Raw genomic sequence first — 14,002 nt, 5'->3', positions numbered from 1 at the left:
TCGGGGGCGGTTGTTCCGGCATACCGGCAGAGCGGGACCGTATCAGTCTGGAACGGGGCGTTCTGTGCGGGGTCCCGGATGTGCGAGGGCGGACGGGGCCGTGGCCCCGCCCGCCCCATGGGGTGACGATTCGCTACTGATTCACCCGAAAACGTGACCCAGCGTGCGCGCGGCACGCTCCGCATCGGTGAATCCGACGTAGAGCGGGGTGAAGCCGAACCGCAGGACGTCGGGTGCCCGGAAGTCCCCGACGACGCCCCGGGAGACGAGCTCCCGCATGACCTCGCGCGCGTTCGGGGCGCGCAGCGAGATCTGGCTGCCGCGCAGGGCGTGCGCGGCAGGGGTGACCGGCTCGACCACGCCCGGGGGCACGTACGCGGCCACGCAGTCGAGGAAGAAGTCGGTCAGGGCGAGCGACTTGGCCCGTACGGCGGCGACACGGACCCCGTCCCAGACGTCGAGCGCGGCCTCCAGGGCCAGCATGGACAGGATGTCCGGGGTCCCGACCCGGCCCCGCACCGCGCCCTCGGCCGGGCGGTAGCCCGGGGTCATGGCGAAGGGCTCGGCGTGGCCGTTCCAGCCGGGGAGCGGGGAGTCGAAACGGTCCTGGTGGCGGGCGGCGATGTACAGGTAGGCGGGGGCGCCGGGGCCGCCGTTGAGGTACTTGTACGTACAGCCGACCGCGAGGTCGACGCCGTGCGCGTCGAGGTCCACGGGGAGGGCTCCGGCCGAATGGCAGAGGTCCCAGACGGTGACGGCGCCGACGGCGTGCGCGGCGGCGGTGAGGGCCGGGAGGTCATGGAGACGGCCGGTGCGGTAGTCGACGTGGTTGAGGAGGACGACGGCGGTGTCCCCGTCGATCAGCTCCGCCGCACCGGCCCCACCTGACGGGCCCGCCCCGCCGGCCGGATCGACGGGGACGACCGTGAGGCCGGTCAGCCGGGCCGCCGACCGCGCGATGTAGCCGTCGGTCGGGAAGGTGGCGGCGTCGACCAGCAGCCGGGTCCGGCCGGGCGGCGCGAGGCGGGCCGCACCGACCAGGGCCTTGAAGAGGTTGACGCTGGTCGAGTCGCCGACCACCACCTGCCCGGGGGCGGCGCCGACCAGCGGCGCGATCTTGTCCCCGATCCGCTCGGGGGCGGTCCACCAGCCGGACTCGTCCCAGGAACGGATGAGCAGCTCGCCCCACTGACGGCGGACCACGTCGGCCACGGCCCCGGGAACGGCGGCCGGAAGTGCGCCGAGGGAGTTGCCGTCGAGGTAGACGACGCCCTCGGGAAGGGCGAACCGCTCGCGCAGGGCGCCGAGCCCGTCGGCGGCGTCGAGCGCGACGGCCCGCTCCACGAGCCCGGGAAGCGGGGCGGGACCGGGCCCGGGGTCGGGCCCGGGGTCGGGCCTGGGGTCGGAGACGGCTGCGGGCGTGGCTGCGGGCGTGGCTGCGGGCGTGGGCTCAGACATGGCTGCGGGCCGTCCAGAGCTCCGGGAAGACGTTCTTCGCCGCGCGCTTCTCCAGCCAGGTCACCCCGGCGGAGCCGCCCGTACCGGTCTTGGCTCCCATCGCGCGGCGGGTCGCCACCAGGTGGTCGTTGCGCCAGCGCCAGACCAGCTCGGCCACGTCCGTGAGGACCTCGCCGAGGCGGTGCAGGTCCGGGTACCGGTCCGGTTCGGCGTAGAGCCGCGTCCAGACGGCCTCGACCTCGGGCGAGGACTCGTAGCGCTGCGAGAGGTCCCGCCGCAGGACGGAGTCCGGGACGGGGAGGCCGCGCCGGGCGAGGAGGCGCAGCACCTCGTCGTAGAGGCCGGGTTCGTGGAGGGCCTTCTCCAGTTCCGCGTGAACCCGGGGGGCGCCCCGGTGCGGGACGAGCATGGAGGCCGACTTGTCGCCGAGCAGGAACTCCATCCGGCGGTACATGGCCGACTGGAAACCGGACCCCTCACCGAGGGCGGCGCGGTAGGCGTTGAACTGGCCCGGGGTGAGCTGGGCGAGGGGGCGCCAGGAGGCGTTGAGGGCTTCCAGTTCGCGCAGGGAACGCTTCAGCGCGTCCATCGCGACCGGGATGCGGTCCTCGCTCAGCGCGCGGGCCGCCGTCTCCCACTCGTGGACCACGACCGTGAACCACAACTCCATGACCTGGGTCGTGACCAGGAAGACCATCTCGCCCGGATCGTCCGACCGGAGGTGCTGGAGGTGGGTGAGGACGTCCGCCTGTACATAGTCCTCGTACGGGGTCGTGCCGTCGAAGTCGAGGTTCGGGGTGTCCGAACCGCCGGCTCCGGAGGCATCAAGGGTGTTCGACATCGCTGTCTCCTCGACACGTGCTTCCGGGTAGCGGTCCGCTCCTTCCGTGAGGTGAGTGGAGCCCCGGTCCCCTGCCCGCATCATAGGACCCGGTCCCGGCGGCGCTCCAGCGGAAAGTGGCCCGGGTCACACCCCCCGCCGGGCGGGCGCACCCGGGCGACCGGGCCGTGTTTCACGTGAAACACGCGCCGGTACGAGGGGGTGTTTCACGTGAAACACCCCCTACCGGCGGGCCCTCCGGGCGTACGTTTCACGTGAAACGTACGCCCGTGCTCACGCCCGCGTTTCACGTGAAACAGCCGATCCCGCCCGACGGGCGGGCCTGCGCCGGACGGGCGGACGGCACCGCGCGCGGGCCCGTGGACCGAGCACGGGTCAGCCGTGGATCAGGCGTTGAGGGTGTCCGCGGCCGTCTCGGAGGAGTCGCGCAGGAAGCCCGAGCAGCGCTCGTACTCGTCCTTCTCGCCGATCGCCCCGGCCGCGCGGGCCAGGGCGTGCAGGGCGCGCAGGAAACCGCGGTTCGGCTCGTGCTCCCACGGCACCGGGCCGTGGCCCTTCCAGCCGGCGCGACGCAGGGCATCGAGGGCGCGGTGGTAGCCGGTGCGGGCGTAGGCGTACGACTCGACCGTGCGGCCGGCGGCGAACGCCTCGTCGGCGAGGGTCGCCCAGGCGAGGGAGGAGGTGGGGTACGCGGCGGCCACCTCGGCGGGGGCGGTACCGGCGGCGAGGGCCGCGCGGCCCGGCTCGTCGGGGAGGTGGGTGGGGGCGGGGCCCCCGAGCAGATTCTGGTGAATGGACATGCGCCCAGTCTGGGGTATCGCGGATGTGCGCGGGGCGGGTGGGACAGGTGGGACGAACAGGCCGCACCGGACGGGCCGGGTGGGGCAGGACACGTGTATGGGGACGGCCCTGAGCTGGTTCCCGCTCCGGGCGGGGCGGGCCGACTCCACGGACTCGGTGCGGAACGTTTGACGGACTGGCTCCGGCCCGGCTGACAGCGGGCCCCGAACGTCCGCAATATGACTTGCTGTCACTTTTCCGTTCCTCAGCAGAAAGACAGGGCGTCACCTCATGTCACACATAGGCATCGAAAGAACCCGCCTGCCGTACGGAGAGCAGGGCGACGAACGCGAGGAGGGCCGCGGGCCGGCCGTCGAAGGCGGCGGCGGAGAACGGACGGACCGGCGGCTCACCGCCGAACTCACCGAGGCGGTACGGGACTTCCTGGCCGCCCGATGACCGCCGTACCGGACCCGCCCCGCCCTCCGGGCGGGGCGGGCCGGGCGGCCGGGCGGGCATCCCTGCCCGGCGGCGAGGCCCGTACCGGCCTCCGCCGCCGGGCGCGGCCCGCCCGCCCGACAGGCAGGGCCCCCGCCCCGGTCGTGCCCGGGGCGGGGGCCGGGTCCGGGACCGGGACCGGCGGCACCTACCGGGCCGGGCCGGTGGCGCCCCACGAGGGCGTGTGCGGGCCCGCGTCGCCCCGCACCGCGACCGGGGCCTCCGGACGGGTCGTCCACCCGTCGGCGGTCACCTGGCGGGTGCTCCGCGAGGCACCGCGCGCCGCCGGGCCCGGCCCGGTCCGGCGGATTCCCGTCGGCTGGCTCCTGCTGCTCGGGGTCCCGGCCGGCTTCGGGGCGACCGTGCCCGCCCTGCTGGGGCCGGAACTGGCCGCCGGACTCGGGGTCGCCGCCCCGGCCACGGCCTGGGTGACGACCGGCTTCGGCTGGGGTCTCGGCGTCGGGGCGCCGCTGCTGGCGCGGACCGCGCACCGGCGGGGCGCACGGGCCGCCCTGCTGGCCGGCGCCGCCCTGTTGCTGGCCGGGACCGTCCTGCTGTTCGTCTGGCCCGCGCCGGTACCGGCCGTGGCCGGGCGGGCGCTCCAGGGGCTGGGCTCGGCCGGGCTGGTCACCGTCGCGCTGGCGCTGGCCGGGACGGTGACCCGGCTGGGTCTGGTCGGCTCCGGGATCGCGGCGGGCGCGGCCCTGGCCCCGCCCGCCGGGGCGCTGCTGGCGGACGCGGCGCCGTGGCGGGCGGTGCTGATGCTGACCGCCGTGAGCCTGCTGGCCGTGCCCGTCGTCGCGGGCCGGGCACCGGGTACGGGGGCTGCGGTCGGTGACCTCCCGGGCGGCTCCCGGGGCTCCGGCGGCCACGCACACCACCGCCGTGACCGCCTCGGCCCTCGCGCCCGGCCCGCGCCCGCCGACCGTGCCCACCGCCCCAGCCGCTCCGACGGGTTCGACGGGCTCGGGGCCGCCCTGCTGGCCGGGGCGGTCGCGGCGGTGGTGTGCGCGGGCGCGGCTCCGGTCGTGGCGGGGGCCGTCCTGCTGGTGACGGGCATGCTGCTGGCGGGGTGGGTCCGGGCCCGGCCGGACGGGTTCGTCCCCCTGGCCCTGCTGCGGAGGCCGGAGCACCTGTGGTGCGGCGCGGGGGCGTTCGTTACGGCCGCTGCCCTCTTCGCCGTCTCCTTCGCCGCGTACTCCACCACTGCGGCGGTGCCGGTCGTGGTCATGGTGACCGGGGCGGCGGCGACCGTGCCTGCCCTCCTCGTCGCCTTCCTCGTGGCCCCGGCAGGGCGGCTGCGGACACCGGCCGCCACCGGGGGGCCGTCCGGGCGCCCGCACCCCGGCGCCGTACGGGTGTTGGCCCTCGGCCTCCTCCTCGGCGGCGCCGTGGGGTCGTCCCTCGCCGCCCACCTGTCGGTCTGACCGCCGCTCCGGCCGCCGGGCGGACCGGGTGGTGGGCCCCCCACCACCCGGCACCCCAGTCATGTGCCCGGCGCACCTCCCCGCGTGGGGGGCTCCGGGCCGACGGTAGGGGTGCCATCGACGAAGGGGGATGTCGTGAACACCATCACCAGCACGGATCGGCAGCAGCCGGGGCGCGACTCGGCGGTCCGGCTCCGGTGCGATCCGGTGGACGAGGCCGTCGAGGAACTGTGCGCGGCGGTGTTCACCTCACTCCGGCGCCGGGACCAGCGCGAGCGCGGACGGCAGTACGTACGCGGTCTCCTCGCCGCCCGGGGCCGCAAGTCGATCCGCAACATCGCCCAGCAGATCGGCCCCGGCGGTCCGGCGGCGGAACAGAGCCTGCACCACTTCATCGCCGGTTCCACGTGGGACTGGCAGCCGATCCGCACCGCGCTGACGCAGTACCTGGGGCAGACCACCCCGCTGGGTGTCTGGGTGGCGCAGCCGATGGCGATACCGAAGGGCGGGGACCACTCGGTGGGGGTCGGGCACCGCTACGACCCCCACCAGGGCCAGATGTTCCGGGGCCAGCAGGCGTTCGGCACCTGGTTCACCTCGGCCGGGGTGCTCACCCCCGTCGGGTGGCGGCTGTTCCTGCCGGAGCAGGAGCCGGGCGGCCCGGAGGCCGTGGAGGCGTCGTACGAGTCCTGCGCCGTCACGGGCGTGCTGGAGGCCGTACGCGAAGGCCGGATGCCCCTGCGGCCGGTGGTCCTCGACGTCCGTGACATAGGGACCCGCTCCACGCTGAACCGCTTCGCCGAGGCCCGGGTCCCGGTGGTGGCCCGGGTCAGCTCCACCGCCCGGCTGCTGGTGACGGACCCCTCGCTGCCGGGGTACGGCTCCGGGACGCTGGCCGCGCGGGACATCCTGCAGAACGTGCGCGGGCTGCGGATGCCCGTGGAATGGGCCGACCCGGACCGGCCGGGCACCCGGCGCAGCTCGCTGGTGGCGGCGGTGCGGGTGATGGTGCCGGACCCCTCGCCGGGGCGACGGCGCGAGGTGCTGCTGTTCGGGGAGTGGGCGGACGCCCGGCGGCTGCCGACGCAGCTGTGGGTGACCGACATGGTGCGGACGGCCCCGGGCGCGCTGGTGCGGATGACGAAGCAGGCGCGACGGGTCACGCTGGCCGCCGGGCGGAGCGTGCAGGAGGTCGGGCTGCGGGACTTCTCGGGGCGGTCGCTGCCCGGATGGAACCGGCACGTGACACTGGCTTCGGTGGCCCACGCGGCGCTCGCCCTGGGCGGGGCCGCGCACCGGGCCGGCGCCGTACCCGTACCGGCGGGCGCGCTGCCCGAGCCCGTGCACCAGGCGGCCCCGGCGGGGCGTCCGCAGGTGGGCCAGCGCCCGGTCCAGCCCGTACCGGTGACGGCCCACGCCCTGCGGCGGCCCACCGTCCCGGCCCGCGTCCACCCGGCGCTGGCCGTCCGCTGACCCTCCGCCGCCAGGGGCATCCTCCCCCCACCCCCTGGCGGCGGAGTGACCACCTTCCGTACGGGGCGGCGCGGCCCAGGCGGCTACTGTCGGCGCGGGGGCGGCGAGGTACGGCGTTCCTGGAGGACCACGCGGGTCTTGCGCAGCCGCAGCGCCATCTGGATCTCCAGGGCCTGGGCGGGCTTCTGCCAGCCCTCCCCCAGGAGTTCGGCGATCCGCTCCAGCCGCCGCGAGACCGTGTTCGGATGGACGTGCAGGGCCTCGGCGGCGTGGGTCGGGCTGGAGCCGGACTCGTAGTAGGCGTCCAGGGTGCGGGTCAGCTCGGTCAGCCGGGTCTCGTCGTACTCCAGGACCGGGCCGATCGTGGTGGTGATGAACGCGTCCACGTCGTGGTCGGCGGAGAGCAGCAGCCCGAGGAAGCCCAGCTCCCGCAGGGAGGCCGTGCCACCGGTGCCGTCCAGCGCCGTCAGGGCGTCCAGGCAGCGGGACGCCTCCTCGTAGACCGCGGCCACGCCCCCGGCGCCCTCGGTGGGGCCCGCCGCGCCCGTGGAGACGGGGTGGCCCAGGAGCGGGGAGAGTTCCGCCGAGACCTGCCGGGCCGCCGCCGAGGCGTCGTCCCCGGGCAGCAGCAGCACGATGCAGCCGCGCCGCACCCCCTTGAGGCCGCCGTGCCGGTACGCGTACGAGCTGGCCCAGGCGACCGCCTTGCCCAGCTCGCCGCCCTCGGGGCGGGCCACCACGACCACGTGCGGCACGTCCAGGTCGAGCCCGAGCCGCCGGGTCCGCTCCCGCAGGTCCAGGCCGGCGCGGTGCGGCCGGTCCAGCAGGTCCTGGAGCAGCTCCTCGTGGACCGGGCCCTCGGCCGCCGCCGTGGACCGCTGGATCAGCAGCAGCGCGGCCACCGACTGTGCCGCCAGCTCCAGGAGGCGTACGTCCTCGTCCGTCAGCGGTGCGAACGCGCGCAGCACCAGGACGCCCAGGTCCTCGGCCCCGGCCGTCACCGGCGCCACCCACACCTCGTCGGGCAGCGGGACCGGGGCCCGCCCGGTGTGCGCCTGGAGGGCGGCCCTCGTGACGGCCTCCTCGTCCAGTCCGGGCAGTTCCCCGGCGTCGGTCAACGGCCGCCCGCCGGGGTCCCGTACCTGGAGCACGCCGTCCAGCGCGTCCCCGGTCGCCCGTGCGAGCGTCGGCAGCCGGGCGCCGTCCAGGACCAGCCGGACCAGGCGCGCGTGGCAGTCCCACAGGTAGCGGATGCGGGTCAGCGCGGTGTTCGTGGCGGAGCTGAAGTACTCCAGCTCGGTGACCTCGTCGCGGGTGCGCTCCAGCAGGCTCGCCTTCTGGATGGCGAGCGCCGCGAGGTCGGCGAGGGAGAGCAGCACCCCGATCTCGTCCGGGGTGAAGTGACGGACCTTGCGGTCGGCGCAGTACAGGGCGCCCATGCTGGAGTCGCCGTGGCGCAGCGGGACGGCGATGACCGCGCGCAGCCCCTCGGCGAGGACGACCGCGTCGAGGGCGGGGTCGTGCGGGACGCTCCGGTCGCCGGGGTAGTCGGCGCTCCACACAGGTGCGCGGCGGCGCTGCGCGAGGCTGCCCAGGTTCTGGGCCGCGCCCAGTTCGAGCCCGGCGCTGAGGGCGGTGGTGTCCCCCTCGGAGGTACGTATGTACGAGGTGCCGTCCGGGCGCTGGAGGCTCACGTACGCCATGTCGAAGGTGAGCAGCCGGCGGGCCCGGCGGGCTATCACCCGCAGGAGGCTGTCGAGGTCGTACGGCGAGGTCAGGTCGTGCGCCGTGTCCACGAGCGCGGTGAGCGCCGCCTCCCGGTCACGGCTGCGGCCGGCACTGGCCAGAACGGTACGGGCCATGACGGCGGCTTTCGCGAGCTGGTTCAGCTCCGCCTCGTCGGCGCCGGATCTGAGGGCGTCGTGCAGCAGCTCGTCGAAGCGGCCCGGCGGGGCCTCCTGGGCCAGGAGTTCCAGCACGGCGAGCGCGCCGGTCCCGTTGTCCCAGGCCATAACCCTCCGCCAACCCCTCGTACCCCGGTGGCCGATACCGTCCCCGGGCGGCGGAATCAGGCCGTTCGAACCTAGATTCAGGTTCGGCCACGGTCAAGAGGACTGCGGGGTACGGGGGATGGCGGTTGCCGGAGTGACGGGCGGCGCGGGGACGGGCTCCGGCGGTCAGGGCGTGGGGTGAAAGGGGCGCCGTCCGCGCCAAGACCGTCCGCGGACAGGAGGAGGCCCCCGGGGCGGGGGCTCCCGGGGGCCGGTTCAGGGCCTGCTGCGGCGGCGGGGGTCAGACCACGGACGGCGAGAACGATCCGCGCAGCAGGGTGCGCCGCAGGGCGCTGGTGGTGTCCTGGGGGCCGTGTTCGAAATCGCCGCGGAGCACGTCCGCCAACGCCCGGTACGTTTCTCCGGGCTCCTGGGCGGTGGCGCGCCGGAAATCAGACCCGGAACCCCAGCTCCGGAAGGGCTGCTCCTCGAAAGATGATCGACGGGCACGTCCCCAGCCCGCGTCCCGGAGGCCCCTGACGTCACCGCCGGACCCGGCGATGCCCGTGGCCACGCCCCCGGACCGCGACAGTTCGTGCAGTCCGGAGCGGAGTTCGCGGTGGCGGCCGAGGGCGAGTTCGGCCTCGACCCACTGCTCCACGACCGACTTGCGGGTGGCCTCCAGCCCGGCGATCAGCTCGGCCAGCCGCGGTCCGGGGTTCACCCCGTCGAAGGCTGGACCCTTCCAGAGCCGCAGCGCCCCGCGCAGCCGGCGGGCGGCGGTCTCGTACTCGCCGCGGGCCATCGCGCGGTATCCGGCGCCGGCCTCACGGGCGAACTCGTGCAGGTCACAGCGGCCTCCACCGGTGTCGAGCAGGTATCCGCCGGGGGCCTGGAAGAGCACGGTGGTGGCGGTGCGCGGGCCGCCGGGGTCCACCGCGGCGGCCAGCCGCTCGCGCAGCTGGCGCACGCAGGAGTGCAGCACCGCGCGCGTGTGCTCGGGCGGCGCGTGCGCCTCCAGCTCCTCGGCGAGCACGGCGACCGGAACCATCTGGTCTGCGTGCCCGGCCAGGACGGCCAGGACCTGTCGCGCGGGCGGGGCGGCGGGCGCGACGGGCACGCCGTTCTCAAGGACGTCCAGTCCTCCGAGTACGTCAATGTCCACAGTCTTCTCCCAGGGCAGGGCAGGGCTGGGTCCGGTCGGCGCGAGCCCCTCAATAAAATAATACCCGGGATTCTTTTATTGGCTACCGGTCTCGCACCAGAGCCCGGAGAAGCACGAGATCCCCCCGCCCAGGAGGGCGGGGGGATCTCGTGTCCCACCCTGGCCGGACGCCCGGCGCGGGCCGGGCGCCGGGTCAGCCGACGGCGGGCGCCGGGGCGGGGGCGCCGGGCGCCGGCACTTCCGAACAGTCGCACAGGTGCGCGCCGTTCGGCCCGTGCAGAGCCCGCCCGCCACGCCCCGGCGCGGTGTCCAGGCGGATCGCCACGGCCGAGACCACCAGGCTCGGCATCACGCTGGTGTACAGGGCCGAGACCTCCTGGTCAAGGTCGAGGCCCAGCGTCTGCGACATGACGTTGAGCCCCGCGAAGGCGCCGACCACCAGCCGCGCGGGGCCGGCCGGGTCCACGTGCGAGAGGAGTTCACCACGCTCCTTCGCCTCCGCCATCAGGGCCGTGTGGAGATCGATCCATCCCTGGTAGGGCGAGGCCCGGTCCAGGGACCGGCCGTTCTGCTCCAGCGTGAGCCGCGCGCTGCCGCGCATCAGCACGTCGTGCTGGAGGCGGTGCGAGAAGATCATGCCGATGTCGACGAACTGCTGCGCCCTGAACTCCTGTGGGGTGAAGGCGGGGTCCATCCCCACCTGGGCGTCGATGACCGCTTGCGCGAGGTCTTCCTTCGAGTCGAAGTGGAAGTAGAGCGCGCCCTTGGTGACATTGGCCAGCCGGACGATGTCGGTGAGCTTCGCCGCGTCGTAGCCCCGGTCCTCGAAGACCACGGCAGCCGCTTCCAGGATGGCCTGGCGGGTGCGCACCGCACGGTCCTGCTTCACCTGGGGTCGTTCAGTCCTCATACGTATCTGTCCCTCTCCATGCCCCCGATCGATCGGCAATACATGCCCCCGGGTACGTACCTCGCAGTACAGTTTCACACCATTGTGAACCCCCCGTCCACCGGCATCGTGACCCCTGTGATGAACGAAGCACGGGAACTGCAGAGCCAGGCCGCCGCCTCGGCGATCTCCTCGGGCTCCGCGGTGCGCGGCTGGGGGGTCCCGGCGTGCAACTGTTCCTCCATCCCCGGGACGGCGGCGAACCACTCGCTGACCACCTCGGTCCGGGTCGTGCCGGGGGCGACCGCGTTGACCCGGACGCCCTGCGCCGCGTACTCGGCCGCGGCGGCCTTGGTCAGGCCGATCACCGCGTGCTTGGCGGCCACGTACGGGGCGGCCACCGGGGTCGCCAGCAGTCCGCCGACACTGCTGTTGTTGACGACGGCGCCGCCGCCGGTCGCCAGCATCGCGGGGATCTCGTCGCGCAGGCAGTTCCACACCCCGCGCACGTTGACGTCCATGATCCGGTCGTACAGGTCGTCGTCCATCTCGTGCAGGGGCGTCCGGCCGGCCCCCCAGCCCGCGTTGTTGAAGGCGCAGTCCAGCCGCCCGAAGTGCCGCACCGCCCGGGCGACGGCCGCCGCCGTGTCCACGCGGCGGGTCACGTCCGCCACGGCGTACTCGACCTCCGCGCCCTTCTCCCGCAGCTCCCGGGTCAGGGCGTCGAGCCGGTCCTCGCGGCGCGCGACGAGGAGCAGCGCGGCTCCCTCCCGGGCGAAGACCCGGGCCGCCGCGGCCCCGATGCCGCTGCTCGCGCCGGTGATCAGAGCGACCTTGCCGTCGAGTATGCGTTCGCCTGCCATGACTCTCCTTCTGATGCCGGTGGTTCCTGTACCGCGAAGTGTCGTGCCCAGCACCGACACACCGTGCTGCCCGGGGCCCGTCGGCGACGGCCCCCTCCGGTGCCGTCCGGGCGGTCCCTGCCGGTACGGGCCGCCCGGACGGCGGGGGCGCGGGTCAGGCGGCCCACGCGCGGCCCTCGGCCGCCTCCGTGTCGAGCGTGCGCAGCAGCGGCTCGTCTATCTCGTCGAGCGAGCCGACCAGGTGCCGCACCCCCGCATCGCGCATCAGGCCTCCCTGATAGCCGTGTTCGAAGGCGCTCGGATGCCCGATGAAGGGGACCCGCAGATCTCGGGCGGCCTCGGAGACCCGGGCGACGTCGTCGATGAAGAGCACCTGGGCGTAGTCGAGACCGAAGGCGTCGACCGCGATCTCGTGGATGCCGGGACGGAAGTCGTTGGTGCAGATGTAGCCCGGCCCGTCGAAGAGATGGGCGTACCGGCCGAGGTGGGTGTCGAAGTGCTTCTTGTCCAGACCGCCGTAACAGATGGTGCGCAGGCCCAGGGAGCGCAGCCGGCTCAGCAACTGCTCCGCGCCGCAGGACACCTGGAGCGGATTGCGGGCGAGGTACGCGGCGCGCTCCTCAAAGTAGACGTCCAGTACTTTTTGCGGGCTCCAGTCGACACCGGCCGCGGCGCCGAGCGCACGGGCGGCCGAGGTGCGGGACTGGGAGAAGACCGCGCGCTCCACCTCGACGTCGTAGACCCCGCCGCGGCTGGTGACGAAGTGGTGGATCACCGGGCTGAAAGTGTCGTTGAGCAGGACTCCGTCGATGTTCACGGCGGCGAGCCTGAGCTGTCTCAGCGGGCTGACGTGCCGGAGGGTGCGCATCGCTCTCCAATCGGCGGGGGCCGAGGCGGTCTCAGGACACGGTGCGCCCCATCGGAGCAGGCGCCGTACGGCGCGCGTGTGCCGGCCTCGGTGCCTCCGGAAGAGCCCCCAAAAAATACTTCCAGGTACGCGGCTGGCGTCGAGCAAAAGATACCCGACTTCCCTCCGAATGCAGCTAGTCGGTCCAAAAATCGCCGCACGACAGGGGAGTCACTGGTTCCACATCCCTGAACTGGCCCTATATGCACTGGAAGCACCCACTCCGCTACATCCAACGATGTGACTTGACTCACATCTAGACCCGGAATGGCGCACTCCTCGGGTAATCCTCTACCTGCCAATCAGACTCGGAAGTACGTACTTCGCGACATCAAGCGGAGACTGAACCTTCCGGCCATGACCTCGGGGGAAGTTCATGACCATGACGTTGGAACCCACGGATGTCCTCACGCACCTGACTCCGCTTCTCCGGGACTGCAGATGCCCGGAGGCGGACGCCCCGGGCCGGCTGACCCACTCCGTACCCCGCGAGCTCGTGCACCGCGCCGCCATCGCCGAGGTCTTCCTCACCGGTATGTGCCGCCCGGCCGAGAACCGGTTCCACGTCACCGCCCAGCTTCCGCGCGGGCACAGCTTCTTCACCCCGATCGCCGGCACCCACTACGACCCCATGATGATCTGCGAGACCATCCGCCAGGTCGGCTCCTACCTCGCCCACCGGTCCTTCGGCGTACCCCTGGGCCACCAGTTCCTGCTGGCGGGCCTCGACTACGCGACCACCCCCGAGCACCTGGTCATCGGCGACGCTCCGGCCGATGTGGACCTCGACGTCGTGTGCACCGAGATCCGCCACCGCGGCACCCAGCTCCAGCACCTGACCTACCAGGTGACGATGCGTCACGAAAATCACGTGATCGCCACGGGCGAGGTCGGCTACAGCGTCGCCTCCCCGGCCGTCTACCGGCGACTGCGCGCCGACCGCGTGAACCAGCGGCCCACGCCCTCGCTGCCCCCCGGCCCGCTCCAGCCCGCCCAGGTCGGCCGCTTCTCCCCCTTCGACGTGGTGCTCGCCGCCGCCCCGCAGACCGGCACCACCGCCACCTGGCAGCTGCGCTACGACACCCGGCACCCGGTCCTTTTCGACCACCCCGGCGACCACATCCCCGGGATGGTCCTGCTGGAGGCGGCCCGCCAGGCGGCGCTGGCGCTGACCCCGGCCCCCGCGGTGCTGCCCGCCGAGGTCTCCAGTACGTACCGGCGGTACGCGGAGTTCGGCTCCCCGCTCTGGATACGTGCCGAGCGCACCGGCCCGGCCACGGTCGAGGTCACCGGCACGCAGGAGGGCGAGCAGGTCTTCGCGGCCCGCGTCGGCACCGCGACGGTCGATCCGATGCCGTACGGCATGACGGCATGACGGCGGCGGACGGCACGATGACCATGTGACGGCCGCACACCGGACCGCGCACCGGGGGCGTGCGGGGCAGGAGCGGCATACCGGGGTGGACATCGCCGCACAGGAATCCTGTGCTCGGGACCACCGGCGCGGCCGCAGGGCGGCCCGGGGCGTCGGGGGGCGCCTGCGGGCAGTACGGGGGAGACCGGACCCGAAGGGTCCGGGGCACAGCCGAGGGGGGGGGGGGGGGGGGGGGGGGGGGGGGGGGGGGCGGGCCCCCCCCGGCGCCGGGGGGGGGGGGGGGGGGGGGGGGGGGGGGGGGGGGGGGGGGGGGGGGGGGGGGGGGGGGGGGGGCG

At 74.3% G+C, this 14,002-nt stretch carries 12 protein-coding genes; 4 read left to right on the top strand and 8 right to left on the bottom strand.

From position 1 onward, the window contains the following. Positions 1 to 141: 141 nt before the first annotated feature. The 3 genes from kynU to ACIA5F_RS11685 all read right to left on the bottom strand — a co-directional run bounded on the left by kynU (position 142) and on the right by ACIA5F_RS11685 (position 3,099). A complete protein-coding gene (gene kynU / locus ACIA5F_RS11695) occupies positions 142 to 1,458 on the bottom strand; it encodes a kynureninase (protein WP_399351796.1) in 1,317 nt (438 codons plus the stop codon). Next, positions 1,451 to 2,299, bottom strand: a complete 849-nt coding sequence (locus ACIA5F_RS11690; RefSeq protein ID WP_399351794.1) for a tryptophan 2,3-dioxygenase family protein — start codon at positions 2,297 to 2,299, stop codon at positions 1,451 to 1,453. The genes kynU and ACIA5F_RS11690 overlap by 8 nt, the downstream gene beginning before the upstream one ends. 386 nt (positions 2,300 to 2,685) lie before the next feature. Further along, complete coding sequence (locus ACIA5F_RS11685) at positions 2,686 to 3,099, bottom strand: DUF3151 domain-containing protein (protein WP_399351792.1); 414 nt, start codon at positions 3,097 to 3,099, stop codon at positions 2,686 to 2,688. Between the two features lie 271 nt (positions 3,100 to 3,370). Between ACIA5F_RS11685 and ACIA5F_RS11680 the strand changes: the two genes are divergently transcribed. The 3 genes from ACIA5F_RS11680 to ACIA5F_RS11670 all read left to right on the top strand — a co-directional run bounded on the left by ACIA5F_RS11680 (position 3,371) and on the right by ACIA5F_RS11670 (position 6,477). Beyond that, positions 3,371 to 3,538, top strand: coding sequence for a hypothetical protein (locus tag ACIA5F_RS11680; RefSeq protein ID WP_399351790.1), 168 nt, complete (start codon positions 3,371 to 3,373; stop codon positions 3,536 to 3,538). Further along, positions 3,535 to 5,004 (top strand): MFS transporter, encoded by a 1,470-nt coding sequence (locus tag ACIA5F_RS11675; RefSeq protein ID WP_399351788.1) that lies wholly within the window; start codon positions 3,535 to 3,537, stop codon positions 5,002 to 5,004. The genes ACIA5F_RS11680 and ACIA5F_RS11675 overlap by 4 nt, the downstream gene beginning before the upstream one ends. Positions 5,005 to 5,139: 135 nt before the next feature. Then, on the top strand, positions 5,140 to 6,477 hold the full coding sequence (locus ACIA5F_RS11670) for an IS701 family transposase (RefSeq protein ID WP_399351786.1): 1,338 nt from the start codon (positions 5,140 to 5,142) through the stop codon (positions 6,475 to 6,477). A gap of 83 nt (positions 6,478 to 6,560) precedes the next feature. Here ACIA5F_RS11670 and ACIA5F_RS11665 read toward each other — a convergent pair whose 3' ends face one another. The 5 genes from ACIA5F_RS11665 to ACIA5F_RS11645 form a co-directional block, all read right to left on the bottom strand. Next, the gene (locus ACIA5F_RS11665) at positions 6,561 to 8,489 is read right to left on the bottom strand and encodes a GAF domain-containing protein (protein ID WP_399351784.1); all 1,929 of its coding nucleotides are present in this window, start codon (positions 8,487 to 8,489) and stop codon (positions 6,561 to 6,563) included. A gap of 280 nt (positions 8,490 to 8,769) precedes the next feature. After that, entirely contained in the window at positions 8,770 to 9,633 is an 864-nt protein-coding gene (locus tag ACIA5F_RS11660; protein WP_399351782.1) for a BTAD domain-containing putative transcriptional regulator, read from the bottom strand. A 193-nt stretch (positions 9,634 to 9,826) separates the two neighbouring features. Beyond that, a complete protein-coding gene (locus tag ACIA5F_RS11655; protein ID WP_399351780.1) occupies positions 9,827 to 10,543 on the bottom strand; it encodes a ScbR family autoregulator-binding transcription factor in 717 nt (238 codons plus the stop codon). A gap of 74 nt (positions 10,544 to 10,617) precedes the next feature. Next, positions 10,618 to 11,385, bottom strand: a complete 768-nt coding sequence (locus tag ACIA5F_RS11650; RefSeq protein WP_399351778.1) for a glucose 1-dehydrogenase — start codon at positions 11,383 to 11,385, stop codon at positions 10,618 to 10,620. 154 nt (positions 11,386 to 11,539) lie between these two features. Continuing rightward, positions 11,540 to 12,253 carry an HAD family phosphatase gene (locus tag ACIA5F_RS11645; RefSeq protein ID WP_399351776.1) on the bottom strand — a complete coding sequence of 238 codons (714 nt, stop codon included), beginning with the start codon at positions 12,251 to 12,253 and terminating at the stop codon, positions 11,540 to 11,542. A 415-nt stretch (positions 12,254 to 12,668) separates the two neighbouring features. Between ACIA5F_RS11645 and ACIA5F_RS11640 the strand changes: the two genes are divergently transcribed. Further along, positions 12,669 to 13,667, top strand: a complete 999-nt coding sequence (locus tag ACIA5F_RS11640) for a ScbA/BarX family gamma-butyrolactone biosynthesis protein (protein WP_399351774.1) — start codon at positions 12,669 to 12,671, stop codon at positions 13,665 to 13,667. Positions 13,668 to 14,002 lie beyond the last annotated feature (335 nt).

The organism is Streptomyces sp. NPDC051567, assembly GCF_044454165.1.
In the GTDB taxonomy this organism is placed as follows: Bacteria; Actinomycetota; Actinomycetes; order Streptomycetales; family Streptomycetaceae; genus Streptomyces.
The sequence above is the reverse complement of the archived record's forward strand: the minus strand, read 5'-3'. Positions and strand labels throughout refer to the sequence as shown.

Bases quoted from the DNA above. Each gene is read 5' to 3' on its own strand.
- ACIA5F_RS11690 (WP_399351794.1), bottom strand. From the start codon at position 2,299: ATGTCGAACACCCTTGATGCCTCCGGAGCCGGCGGTTCGGACACCCCG.
- kynU (WP_399351796.1), bottom strand. From the start codon at position 1,458: ATGTCTGAGCCCACGCCCGCAGCCACGCCCGCAGCCACGCCCGCAGCC.
- ACIA5F_RS11650 (WP_399351778.1), bottom strand. From the start codon at position 11,385: ATGGCAGGCGAACGCATACTCGACGGCAAGGTCGCTCTGATCACCGGC.
- ACIA5F_RS11640 (WP_399351774.1), top strand. From the start codon at position 12,669: ATGACCATGACGTTGGAACCCACGGATGTCCTCACGCACCTGACTCCG.
- ACIA5F_RS11675 (WP_399351788.1), top strand. From the start codon at position 3,535: ATGACCGCCGTACCGGACCCGCCCCGCCCTCCGGGCGGGGCGGGCCGG.
- ACIA5F_RS11685 (WP_399351792.1), bottom strand. From the start codon at position 3,099: ATGTCCATTCACCAGAATCTGCTCGGGGGCCCCGCCCCCACCCACCTC.
- ACIA5F_RS11655 (WP_399351780.1), bottom strand. From the start codon at position 10,543: ATGAGGACTGAACGACCCCAGGTGAAGCAGGACCGTGCGGTGCGCACC.
- ACIA5F_RS11665 (WP_399351784.1), bottom strand. From the start codon at position 8,489: ATGGCCTGGGACAACGGGACCGGCGCGCTCGCCGTGCTGGAACTCCTG.
- ACIA5F_RS11680 (WP_399351790.1), top strand. From the start codon at position 3,371: ATGTCACACATAGGCATCGAAAGAACCCGCCTGCCGTACGGAGAGCAG.
- ACIA5F_RS11645 (WP_399351776.1), bottom strand. From the start codon at position 12,253: ATGCGCACCCTCCGGCACGTCAGCCCGCTGAGACAGCTCAGGCTCGCC.